Annotated in this window: 8 protein-coding genes; all 8 read right to left on the bottom strand. The window is 73.8% G+C overall.

Annotation, left to right across the window (positions count from 1 at the left end):
• Positions 1 to 45: 45 nt before the first annotated feature.
• Positions 46 to 678, bottom strand: coding sequence for an MBL fold metallo-hydrolase (locus AB0O67_RS00925; protein WP_365443949.1), 633 nt, complete (start codon positions 676 to 678; stop codon positions 46 to 48).
• A 77-nt stretch (positions 679 to 755) separates the two neighbouring features.
• Positions 756 to 2,054 (bottom strand): 4-carboxymuconolactone decarboxylase, encoded by a 1,299-nt coding sequence (gene pcaC / locus AB0O67_RS00920; RefSeq protein WP_365443946.1) that lies wholly within the window; start codon positions 2,052 to 2,054, stop codon positions 756 to 758.
• A 126-nt stretch (positions 2,055 to 2,180) separates the two neighbouring features.
• Positions 2,181 to 4,286: a bifunctional serine/threonine-protein kinase/ABC transporter substrate-binding protein gene (locus AB0O67_RS00915; RefSeq protein ID WP_365443943.1), complete on the bottom strand. Its 2,106-nt coding sequence runs from the start codon at positions 4,284 to 4,286 to the stop codon at positions 2,181 to 2,183.
• Positions 4,287 to 4,330: 44 nt separating this feature from the next.
• A complete protein-coding gene (locus AB0O67_RS00910) occupies positions 4,331 to 6,541 on the bottom strand; it encodes a bifunctional serine/threonine-protein kinase/ABC transporter substrate-binding protein (RefSeq protein ID WP_365443940.1) in 2,211 nt (736 codons plus the stop codon).
• On the bottom strand, positions 6,538 to 7,395 hold the full coding sequence (locus AB0O67_RS00905; RefSeq protein WP_365443937.1) for a hypothetical protein: 858 nt from the start codon (positions 7,393 to 7,395) through the stop codon (positions 6,538 to 6,540). The genes AB0O67_RS00910 and AB0O67_RS00905 overlap by 4 nt, the downstream gene beginning before the upstream one ends.
• Before the next feature lie 119 nt (positions 7,396 to 7,514).
• Complete coding sequence (locus AB0O67_RS00900; protein ID WP_365443934.1) at positions 7,515 to 9,908, bottom strand: glycosyl hydrolase family 65 protein; 2,394 nt, start codon at positions 9,906 to 9,908, stop codon at positions 7,515 to 7,517.
• The gene (locus AB0O67_RS00895) at positions 9,905 to 10,651 is read right to left on the bottom strand and encodes a beta-phosphoglucomutase family hydrolase (RefSeq protein WP_365443931.1); all 747 of its coding nucleotides are present in this window, start codon (positions 10,649 to 10,651) and stop codon (positions 9,905 to 9,907) included. Before AB0O67_RS00895 ends, AB0O67_RS00900 begins: the two co-directional genes overlap by 4 nt.
• Before the next feature lie 3 nt (positions 10,652 to 10,654).
• On the bottom strand, positions 10,655 to 12,133 hold the full coding sequence (gene zwf / locus AB0O67_RS00890; RefSeq protein ID WP_365443928.1) for a glucose-6-phosphate dehydrogenase: 1,479 nt from the start codon (positions 12,131 to 12,133) through the stop codon (positions 10,655 to 10,657).
• Between the last annotated feature and the right edge of the window lie 26 nt (positions 12,134 to 12,159).

Raw genomic sequence — 12,159 nt, 5'->3', positions numbered from 1 at the left:
ACAACCTACCCGGCGGGTCCGACAACGCGTTCCCGCCCGTCTGCGTCACAGCTGCGCGGACTCCCCGGGCGTCAGCCGCAGGTGCTCGGAGCCGCCCAGGGCGCCGATCTGGTTGTCGTAGATCGGGCGGGCGAGGTCGGTGAGGAGGGCGTCGTGGACGTCGAAGGCCCGCTGCGGCCGGAGCTCGCGGACGTAGTCGATGACCTCGGAGATCTTGTTCCAGGGCGCCATGACCGGCAGCATCAGGGTCTGAACCGGCTGGTCGGGGACGGTGAGCGCGTCGCCGGGGTGGAAGACGCCGCCGTCGATCAGGTAGCCGACGTTGGTGATGCGCGGGATGTCCGGATGGATCACGGCGTGCAGCTCGCCGTGCACCTGGACGTCGAAGCCGGCCGCGGTGAAGGTGTCGCCGTGTCCGACGGTGTGCACCCGGCCCGGGAACGCCGCCGAGATCTTGTCGGCGACGGACTTCAACGTCCAGATCTCGGCGGCCGCGTCGGCCTCCAGGGCGGTGCGCAGGCGCTCCTCGTCGAAGTGGTCGGCGTGCTCGTGCGTGACGAGGATCGCCTCGGCGCCGGCCGCGGCGTCCGTCTCGCTGAACCCGCCCGGGTCGATGACGAGCGTCCGGCCGTCCTTCTCCAGACGGACGCAGGCATGCGTCTTCTTCGTGAGCTTCATGGAATCCATCCTGCCCGGGGCGTGCGGCGGGTGCGCGTGGGGGGCGAGGGCTGGTGGGGGCGGCTCGTGACGGGAGCTCACTCGTGGGGTGTGGTCTCCTCCCTGATGACCTGCTGTGCGACCTTGAACGCGCTGTTCGCCGCCGGCACGCCGCAGTAGACGGCCGCCTGGAGCAGCACCTCCTTGATCTCGGCCGGGGTGAGGCCGTTGCGCAGGGCGGCGCGGGTGTGGAAGGCGAGCTCGTCCAGGTGGCCGCCCGCGACCATGGCGGTCAGGGTGATGCAGCTGCGGGTACGGCGGTCCAGGCCCGGCCGGTTCCAGACCTCGCCCCAGGCGTAGCGGGTGACGAACTCCTGGAAGTCGCCGGAGAACTCGTCGGCCTGCGCCAGCGCCCGGTCCACGTGCGCGTCGCCGAGCACCTCGCGCCGCACCTTGATCCCGGCGTCGTAGGGGTCCGGCCGCCCGTTCGCGTGCGGGTCCACGAGGGGCGGGGCGATCTCGGCGACGGGGACGACCTGCTGGGGCGGCGGGGCGGCGAGGACCGGCTTGACCGGGGCCGCCTGGATGGCCATCTGGCCGGTGGCGTCGAACGCGGGCTGCCAGGCCGTGGAGAAGTGCGTGACCAGCAGGTCCGTGACGGCGGCGGGCTGCTCGACGGGTACCAGGTGGGAGGCGCCGGGTACGACGGCGAGGCGGGCGTCCGGTATGCCGGCGACCAGCGTGCGGGCCTCGGCGGGGCCGGTGACCTGGTCCTCCGAGCCGACCAGGACCAGCGTGGGCACGCCGATCCTGCCGAGTTCGCGCCGTACGTCGAAGGTGGCGAGCGCCTCGCAGTGGGCGATGTAGCAGCCGGGGTCCGTGGTGCGCACCATCTGCACGGCCCACTCGGTGATCGCGGGCTGGGCGGCGGCGAACCCGCCGGTGAACCAGCGGTCCGGCGCGCTGCGGGCGATCGGGTCGAGGCCGTTCGACCGCACGATCACGCCGCGCTGACGGAACTCGTCGGCGGTGCCGAAGCGGGGGGAGGTGGCGATCAGCGCGAGCGAGGCGACCCGCTCCGGGTGGCGCAGGGCCAGTTCGGCGCCGACCGCGCCGCCGAGGGCGCAGCCCGCGTAGCCGAAGCGGTGCACGCCGAGGCTGTCGAGGGTGGCCAGCAGCCGGGCGGTGAGGTCGCCCACGGAGCCCGAGGGGTAGGCGGGGGCGCCGCCGTGGCCGGGCAGGTCGAACCGGAAGACGCGCCACTGCTTGATCAGCTCCGGGACCTGCCGGTCCCACATGTGCCAGGTCGTGCCCAGTGAGGGACCCAAGATCAGGACTGGGGCGTCTTCTCTCCCGTCAAAGCGGTATTGCAGGGTGTTCGTCGGTGTCTCACTCACGCCCTGCACGCTCTCACATCTCACGATTTCTCACGCGCTTGGGTCGCAAGCCCGCGCAAGCCGTCCCACCTTGTGAGGGCTGGGCGAAGAACCTCCCCGCCCGGCTTGACGCGCGGCCCGCTGGCGTCATGTCGCCTGGCCGATGTCGTCGGCGCGGGCGACGAAGCGGAGCTTGCCGTCCCTCACGCGGTACAGGAACGCGCCGCCGTCCTCGGGTGTGTCGAAGAACTGGCCGCCCGCGTTGAAGGAGACCCTGCGCGTGATGCCCTGCCAGGGGCGGCGCAGGAGTTCGGCGCGCAGGACGGAGCGGCCGTCGGCGCCGGCGGCTCTCAGGCCGTACACGGCGAAGCGGACCGCGTCGTAGGCCTCGGCCGCCCAGGGCGCCGGCGGGGTGCCGTGGCGGTCGCGGTGGGCGGCGGCGAACGCCTTGGTACGCGGATCGGTGGCGGCGTCGGTGTACGCGGTGCCGACCATCCAGCCCTCCGCCTCCGCGAGGAACGGGGGGCCGATCACGTACTCGCCGGTGACGCAGGTCCCCCGGTGGCCGGCGTCGCGCAGGGCGCGGGCGCAGGAGGCGGCGCGGGCCGGACGTGTCCCCACGAACAGGACCGCGTCGTCCGGCCGGGTGGCGATGCGCCGGGCGACCCCGGTGAAGTCCTCGTCCGCGGCGATCTCCTCCACCGCGGTCTCGCCGTCGAGCTTGTCGTAGACGGTGACGATCCGCACCGTCTGCAGGGTCTCCGCGGCGTCGGTGAGGTCGTGCACGACCACCGTCCTGGTGGGCTTCACCACGCGGTTGAGGTGACGCAGGACCGCCGGCGGGCCGGCGGTCCTGGTGAAGCGGAGCACCAACGCGGTGGTGAGGTTGGGGCTGTCGAGCCGGTCGGTGTCCGCGCGGGTGACGAGCAGCGGGACGCGCGCCTGCTCGCACGCCGCCACCACCGGGACCACGGTGGCGTTGGTCCCGGCGCCGAGGACCACGGCCACCTCGGGGTCCGCGCCCAGCCGGGCGGCGGCGCGGCCGGAGCCCTCGGCGGTGCCGTCGTCGTCGGCGGTGCGCAGGGCGAGGTCGAAGGTGCGACGGTCGTCCCGGTTGTGCTGCTCGACCGCGAGACGGGCGCCGCGTTCGTGGGCGGTGAGGACGGCGTCGTTCCTGTCACCGAGCAGACCGATCACCCGCCGGGGACGGCTCGCGGCGCCCTGGCCGGGGGACGCGCCGGAGCGGGACCACCACCAGGCGCCGGCCCCGGCGGAGGTGACGCCCAGCACCGAAGCGGCGGTGAGCAGGCGCCGCCGGGTGGGCGAGGCAGCGGGGGCGGGCGCGGCCGGGGCGGTGTCCACGGCGGTGGGTTCGGGGACCGGCAGGTCGAGGACGCGGGAGGCGCGTGCCGCGACCAGCGGGGGCAGGCCCTCGGGCAGCCAGCCCGCCGCGACGAACACGCCGAGGGCCGCCCGCAGTTCGGGCACCGTGGGGCGGGCCGTCGGATCCTTGGCCAGGCACCGTCGTACGAGTTGCTCCAGGCCGGGCGGTACGCCGTCCAGGTCCGGCTCCTCGTGCACGGTGCGGTAGAGCACGCCAGCGGCCCCGCCGGTGCCGAACACGGCGCGGCCCGTGGCCGCGTGGGCGAGGACGCAGCCGAGCGAGAAGACGTCGCTCGGCGCCCCCACGGACAGGCCGCGGGCCTGCTCCGGCGAGAGGTAGCCGGGTGAGCCGACGACGACGCCGTCCGCGGTCAGCGCGGTCGCCCCGACGCTGCGCGCGATCCCGAAGTCGATCAGGCGCGGCCCGTCGGCGGCGAGCAGCACGTTGGCCGGTTTGACGTCGCGGTGGACCAGCCCGGCCGTGTGCACGTCGTCCAGCGCCTCGGCCAGCGCGGCGCCCAGGGCCCTGAGCTGCTCCTCGGGCCAGGGACCGTGCCGGACGACGGCCTCCGCGAGGGACGGCCCCGGCACATAGGCGGTGGCCAGCCACGGCGAGCGGCTTTCGGCGTCTGCCGCGACGACCGGCACCGTCCAGCGCCCGGTCAGGCGGGACGCGAGGTCCACCTCCCGGCGGAAGCGGGCGCGGAATCCGGGATCGTCGGCGTGCTCGGCGCGGATCACCTTCACCGCGCACCAGGCGGCGTGCTGGGAACGCGCCAGGTACACGACTCCCATGCCACCGGCGCCGAGCCGTGCCGCGAGCCGGTGGCCGCCGATCTCCGAGGGGTCGGAGGGGCGCAGCCGTTCCATGCCGATCGCCTTCCTCGCCGCCGTGCACGGGCGGCGTCCCGTCGCTACCCCGTGGTCTTCGGGGCGCGCTCCAGGTCGGACAGCGACCCCAGTTGCCGGAACCGCCCGTCGCGGACCTCGTGGACGAAGGTGCCGTCCGACCAGCCACGGCCGCTGCTGGTGTACTCGTGGAAGTTGCCGAAGGCGTAGCCCCGGGCGATGCCCTGGTAAGAGACCTTCGCCATCCGCTCGCCGAGCGCGCCCCGTACCGGGCGGCGGCGCGCCCCGGCCGGCACCGTGCGGGCGAACTCGGTGAGCAGCATCCGCGCCGAGTCGTACGCCTCGGCGGCGTGCGGCTCCGGTGCCGCGCGGTAGCGGCGGCGCCATGCCGCCGTGAAGTCCCTGGCCCTCTTCGTCGTCAACGCGGCGGCGTCCACGGCCGAGGTGACGGCGTACCACCCCTCGCCCGCGGCGCCCGCGCGGCTCGGGAACTGCGATCCGTACAGCTGGTGCTGCATCCAACGGGGCCCGGCGAAACCGGCTTCGGCCAGTTCCTGGGCGGCGCGCACGGTGGCGTCCAGGGGGCCGAGATAGGCGAAGGCGTCGATGCCGGCGGCGAGCAGCGCGCGAACCGCCGCCGGTCCGTCGTCGGTCTCCTCGGCGACGACGCGGGGCACCACCTCGCCGCCGAGCGTCTGGCGCCACTGGCTGACGACCAGGGACCCCTGTTCCTGGATCGCCGTGCCACCCGAGCGGTCGAGCACCGCTCCGAGGCGGCCCGTCTGTTTGGTCATGATGGCGTGGAGGACGATCCAGCTACCGAGCGCGGAGTGTGGCGTGCCGCTCTGGAACGACGACCTGCGCGACAGGACGAAGTAGTCCTGCTGGCCCGTGGTGCTGGACACATGGGTGAGCCCGGCATCGCCGTAGATGTTCGCCGCGGTGCGCATCGCGAGCTCGGTGACCGGTCCGAGGACCGCGACGACGTCGCGGTCGGCGGTGAAGGTGCCGGCGACGTCCCGGCCGCCGGCGACCGTACCGGGGTCCCGCAGGACCCGTACGGCGAGGTCGTAGGCGCGGCCCGGGGCGGCGTTGTGCTCCGCCACGGCGAGGTGTGCCGCGCGTTCGCAGGCCCGCGCGAGCGGGGCGGTGGCCGGGTCGGTGGTGGAGTGGACGCCGAGGACGTAGGTGGGACGTCCGCCATCGGAGCCCTCCGGTTCGTCGTCGCGGCCCGTGAGGGCGGCGGCCGTGGCCGCGCCGCCCGCGGCCAGCAGCAGGGCACCGCCGGCCAGCAGCAGCCGGCGCCGTGCCGGGCGCGAGGACGGGGCGTCCTGCGCGCCCTTGTCGCCGTCCGCGTGCTCGGAGCCCGCGTCCACGGCCGTCGGCTCGATGCCGGGCAGGGCCAGGCTCTCGCTGGACCGCAGGGCCACCATCCGGGCCACCGGGTCGGGGAGCCAGTCGGCGCCGTCGGGCAGGTCCTCGGTGAGCCCGGCGCGCACCTCCTCGGCCGTGGGACGCGCCTGGGGGTCCTTGGCCAGGCAGCGGGCGACGAGGGAACGCGATCCGGCGTCCATCCGGTCGAGTTCGGGTTCGTCGTGGACGGTGCGGTACAGCAGCGCGTGCGGCTCCCCGGTACCGAAGGGCGGGCGGCCCGTCATCGCGTACGCCAGGACGCAGCCCAGCGCGAAGACGTCGCTCGCGGCCGTGGCGTCCTCCCCCCGCGCCTGTTCCGGGGCGAGGAAGCCGGGGGTGCCGACGACGACGCCCGACGCGGTGAGCGCCGTGTCGTCCAGGGCCCGCGCGACACCGAAGTCGATCAGCCGCGGTCCGTCCAGGGCCAGCAGGACGTTGCCCGGTTTCACGTCCCGGTGGACCAGTCCGGCCGCGTGCACGCTCGTCAACGCCTCGGCCAGTCGTCCGCCGAGCACGCGGGCGGCGCGCGCGGGCAGCGGTCCGTGCGCGGCCACCGCCTCGGCGAGGGCGGGGCCGGGGACGAACTCCGTGGCCAGCCACGGCTCGCGCGCCTCGGCGTCCGCGTCGAGGACCGGCACGACCCAGGGGCTCTCGACCCGCCGGGCCAGGTCCACCTCGCGTGCGAAGCGGGTCCTGAAGTCGTCGTCGCCCGCGCCGTCGGTCTGGATCACCTTGACCGCGGCGAGCTTCCCCGCGTCGGTGCGCCCCAGGTAGACCACGCCCATGCCGCCCGCGCCCAGCCTGCGCAACAGGCGGAACGCTGCGATGCGCGACGGGTCGGACGGCAGCAGCGGCTCACTCATCGCGCGGTCTCCGTCCCACCGGCGGTGCCGGCTCCTGGCGTCCTGTCGCCGGACTTGCCGGCCGCCTCGTCGGAGGCCGCCTCCCGGTCGATGTCGGCGGCGACGAAACCCACCCCCTTGGCGATGTCCGCGGAGACGGTGGACTCCTCCTCCTCCGTGCGGCCGGCACCGATGCGGGCGGTGGCGCCGACGGTCACCGGGCCGAGCCGGAACTTCGACCAGTGGAAGGGGTGGGCCCCCTTCTCGCCGTCCACCACATACGTTCCGGACTCGGTGAGGTCGTCGTCGCTGATGGCGTTGCGCTGCTCGGTGAAGGGGTCGGCCCTGGAGAACAGGCCGCGCACCCGCACCGTGGCGTTCAGCCGCTGCTCCGGACAGCGCAGGGCGTCCTCCAGGGAACCGGCCATGTCCCGGCGCGCGGCGAGGGCGTCGTCGTGGACCGTGACGGTGAGCGAGACCTGCACCGGCTCCTTGCCGTCCGCCTCCGGGAGCACGAATGCCCTGGTGAGGCTGGCCAGGACGCCGTCCGGCAGGGGCTCGCGACGCCACAGGCAGTCCTCGCCCAGCACGGCCCACTCGGCCGGATCGCTCTCGTGGGGCTCACGCTTGCGGAACCCGGCGCCGAAGTAGTCCGGCCGTACGGCGAGCCCGCGCACGAACGCGACCGCCTCGGCCCGTGTCCTGGGCGCCCTGTCGTCCGCCACGGTGTACGGCTCGTCCGAGGGCGACGCGGACGGCGACGGGCCGGTGCTCGCGTCGGCCGCGGGCCGTTCGGACGTCTCCGTCGGATCGGAGGCGTCGTCCGCGCCACTGGTGCACCCCGCCAGCAGCAGCGTTCCGGTCACCGCGGCCACGGCTGGTCTCCAACCGGACATGCCCATGCCCCAGCCCCCTACTAACGGTGTTCCCCTCGAAGGCAGTGTGACGTACGGGGGCACTGATCGGATAGCAACTGACCTGATCTCGCGGCGACTTAAGGCTGAGCGGCGTCTCCCGGGCCGGCCGGCACGCACGGCAGGGGCTCCCGTCCCCGGGGCTGGCGGGGCTCCGGATGGGTGGGGGCGGGCGGCACGGCGTGACCGATCGGTTCGCCGGCGGTGACGGTGAACCGATCGCCGTGGTGCAGCAGGTCCAGGGGCTCGCCCTCCAGGAGGACATAGCGTGCCTCGTCACCGCGGATCTCGACGCGCAGTCTGCGGCCCCGGATCAGCACGGTGAAGGCGAGCCGGGTCAGCGCCGCGGGGAGGCGGGGCGCGAAGCCCACCAGCGGCTCGCCGGCGCCCGCACCGCCGTACTGGCGCATGCCTCCGAGGCCCACGACCAGCGCGACCCAGGTGCCCGCGAGGGAGGCGATGTGCAGCCCGTCACGGGTGTTGTGCTCCAGGTCCTCGAGGTCCATGAGGGCGGCCTCGCCCAGGTAGTCCCAGGCGAGCCGGAGATGTCCGGTCTCGGCGGCGAGGACGGCCTGGCAGCAGGCGGAGAGGGAGGAGTCCCGGACGGTGAGGGCCTCGTAGTAGGCGAAGTTCCGGGCCTTCTCCTCCTTGGTGAACGCGTCGGGGCAGGTCATCATGGCCAGGACGAGATCGGCCTGCTTGACGACCTGCTTGCGGTAGAGGTCGAAGTACGGGAAGTGCAGCAGCAGGGGGTACTGCTCCGGCGCCGTCGCCTCGAAGTCCCAGCGCTCAAGGGTGGTGAAGCCCGCCGACTGCTCGTGGACGCCGAGCTGTTCGTTGTACGGCACGGCCATGCGGTCCGCGGCGGCCTGCCAGGCGGCGGCCTCCTCGGCCGTGGCTCCCAGTTCCGCCGCCTCGTCGGCGAACCGGAGCGCGCAGGCCGCGGCGGCGCGCAGGTTCCGGCGGGCCATCAGGTTCGTGTAGAGGTTGTCGCGGGCGATGGCGCTGTACTCGTCCGGCCCCGTCACCCCGTCGACGTGGAAGACACCCTCGGCGTCCGCACGGCCCAGCGAGTGCCACAACCGGGCGGTGTGCACGAGGAGTTCCAGCCCCGGCCCGCGCTCGAACTCCTCGTCGCCCGTCGCGGCCACGTACCGCACCACCGCGTCGGCGATGTCCGCGTCGACGTGGAACGCGGCCGTGCCGGCGGGCCAGTAGGCGGAGCACTCCGCCCCACTGATGGTCCGCCAGGGGAACGCCGCGCCGGCCAGGCCGAGCTGGCGGGCCCGCTCCAGGGCCTCGGGCAGCATCTCGTGCCGCCAGCGCAGTGCCGCGGCGACGGCCCCCGGAGCGGTGTAGCTGAGCACGGGCAGCACGAACGACTCCGTGTCCCAGAACGCGTGCCCGTCGTAGCCGGTGCCGGTCAGGCCCTTGGCCGGTACGGCGCGACGCTCGGCACGCGCCGCCGCCTGGAGCACGTGGAACAGAGCGAAGCGGACGGCCTGCTGGATCTTCTGGTCACCGTCCACCTCGACGTCCGCCCGGGACCAGAAGTCGTCCAGGTACTCCCGCTGTTCGGCGAGCAGGCCCTCCCACCCGGAGCTGCGGGCGGCGGCGACCGCGCCCTCCACCTGGTCCCGTACGGCGGGCAGTGACCGCTGGGCCGACCAGCCGTACGCCACGAACTTCACGAGCCGCAGCCGCTGTCCGGGTGCCAGGGTGGCGGTGACGGTGAAGCGGCTGACGTCGGGCTCGCTCTCGGCCGACCAGGACGTGCCCTCGGGCCCCTGCACGAGATGGTCGGCCGCGACCCCCACCCGCTGGTCGCTGTGGCCGGTGCAGTGCAGCAGGCGCAGCCGGGTGTCCTGGGCGAAGTCCTCCTCCGCGCGCAGCGGTGTGTCGATCACGGCGGAGACCCGGGGGTCGCCGGAGGTGCGCGGGAGCTGTTCGTTGGCGACCAGCTCCGACTGGACGGCCACGGTGATGGCGGTGTCGAGCGGCTCCACCACGTACTCCACGGCGGCGATCGACCGCTGGGCGAAGGAGACCAGGCGCCGGGAGACCACGCGGGCCCCCGTCCCCGCCGGGCTGATCCAGTCGACGGTCCGGCTCAGCACACCGGTGCGGAAGTCCAGCACACGCTCGTGGGCGACTAGTTCGCCGTAGCGCAGGTCGAACGGCTCGTCGTCGACGAGCAGCCGGACGATCTTGCCGTCCGTGACGTTGACGGCCGTCTCGCCGGACTCCGGGTAGCCGTAGCCGGACTCGCCGTACGGCAGCGGGTGCACCTCGTGGACGCCGTTCAGGTACGCGCCGGGCAGTCCGTGCGGTTCGCCCTCGTCGAGGTTGCCGCGCCAGCCGATGTGCCCGTTGGCCAGGGCGAAGACGGACTCGCTCTGGGCGAGGACCTCAAGACTCAGCTCGGTCTCGCGCAGCAGCCAGGGCTCGCAGGCGAACGACGGGTGGCTGATCACCTCTGCTCCTCCAGGAGTTGGGCCAGGTCGGTCACGACGAGGTCCGCCCCGTGCCGGCGAAGTTTTGCCGACTGCCCGACCCGGTCGACGCCGACGACGACGCCGAAGTGCCCGGCGTGCCCCGCCTCCACACCGGCGAGGGCGTCCTCGAACACCGCCGCCGCGGCGGGGTCGACGCCGAGGAGCCGGGCACCGGCGAGATAGGTGTCGGGGGCGGGCTTGCCGCGCAGGCCCTGCTCGCGCCGGGTGATGCCGTCCACGCGTTCTTCGAGGAGGTCCTCGATACCGGCCGCGACCAGCACGTCGTGGCAGTTGGCGCTGGAGGAGACGACGGCGCGCCGCAGACCTGCGTCCCGGGCCGCCCGCAGATAGGCCACCGAGCCCTCGTAGGGCTCCACGCCCTGCTCGCGGATCAGGCGGAGCACCAGCTCGTTCTTGCGGTTGCCCACGCCCTGCACGGTGTCGCGGTCGGGCCCGTCGTCGGGTGCGCCCTCGGGAAGTTCGATGCCGCGCGACGCGAGGAAGGCGCGTACGCCGTCCTCGCGGGGCCGGCCGTCCACGTGGTCGTCGTAGTCCTTGCCGGCGTCGAAGGGCACGTAGGTGCCGCCCTCCCGGTCGGCGCGCCGGCGCAGGAAGGCGTCGAACGTCTCCTTCCAGGCGGCGGCGTGGACCTTCGCGGTCTGCGTCAGCACACCGTCGAGGTCGAACAGACAGGCTCGGATGTGATCGGGAAGGCCCAGCATGACTCACCGTCCGTCCGGCAGATACCACTGGTGGGGCCGTACGAGCCGGTGGATGCCCTCCGGCCCCCAGGAGCCTCTGGCGTACGGTTCCACGGGCGGCGGGTCCTTCAGCAGGGGTTCGGCGACCTCCCACAGGCGGTCGATGCCCTCCGCGCTGGTGAACAGGGACTGGTCGCCCAGCATGGCCTCCAGGATCAGGTGCTCGTAGGCCTCCAGGGCGTGGTCCTGCACGAAGGAGCCGGCGTAGTCGAAGACCATCTCGGTCTGTCCCAGCCGCATCTCGGGGCCGGGCTCCTTGGCCAGGAAGCGCGTGGTGATGCTGCCGGGGTCGTCGAAGTCGATCGCGAGCGAGTTGCAACCACGGGCCGTGCCGTCGTCGTGGACGTCGGCCGGGAACATCCGCAGGGGCGGCTGCCGGAAGGTGAGGGTGACCATGTGCCGTCCCTCGGCCAGCGCCTTGCCCGAGCGGAGGTAGAAGGGCACCCCGGCCCAGCGCCAGTTGTCGATCTCGACGCGGAGCGCGGCGAAGGTCTCGGTGTCGGAGGCGGGGGCCACTCCCTGCTCGCCGCGGTAGCCCTCGTACTGGCCGCGCACCACATGCGCCGGGTCCAGGGGCCGCAGTGTGCGGAAGACCTTGTCCTTCTCCTCCCGCAGGGAGCGCGCGTCGAGTGCCGCCGGCGGTTCCATCGCCACGAAGCCGAGGAGCTGGAAGAGGTGGGTGACGATCATGTCCCGGAAAGTGCCGGTGCCCTCGAAGAACCGGGCGCGGCCCTGGATGTCGATGCTCTCCGGCACGTCGATCTGGACATGGCTGATGTGCTCGCGGTTCCAGATCGGCTCGAACAGCCCGTTGGCGAAGCGCAGGGCGAGGATGTTGTCGACGGACTCCTTGCCGAGGAAGTGGTCGATGCGGAAGACGCGGGACTCGGCGAAGACGGCGTGCAGGGTGTCGTTGAGGGCGCGGGCCGACGCGAGGTCCGTGCCGAAGGGCTTCTCCACGATCACCCGGGCGTCCTCGGCCAGCCCGGACGCGCCGAGCATCGTGACGACGGAGCCGAACGCGACCGGCGGCACGGCGAGATGGAACAGCCGCCGAGGGCTGCCGCCGATGGCCCGCTCGGCCTCCCGTACGGCGGACTGCAGGGGGGTCGTGTCGCCGGGGTCGGCGGCCCCGAAGGAGAGCGTGTCCTCGAAGGCCTGCCACTCGGGCCCCCCGGGTGCCGCCCGGCTGAACTGGGCGACGGCCTGCCGGGCGTGCTCGCGGAACTCCGCGTCCCCGAGGGAGTCGGCGGCGGGTGCCGTGCCGACGACGCGGTACCGCGCGGGCAGCAGGCCCGCCTTGGCCAGATGGAACAGACCCGGCAGCAGCTTGCGCCGCGCCAGGTCGCCGGTCGCCCCGCAGATGACGATCACGTGGTCGTCGGGGACCCGGCCGGCCGGGGCGAGGGGGTGGGTGACGTCGTGCCCTTCGTCAGTGGCCATCGTGTGCTTCCCCGTCCTCGCCGACG

Source organism: Streptomyces sp. NPDC086077 (assembly GCF_040686175.1).
Classification (GTDB): Bacteria; Actinomycetota; Actinomycetes; order Streptomycetales; family Streptomycetaceae; genus Streptomyces.
This window is presented reverse-complemented; position numbering and strand designations above follow the sequence as displayed.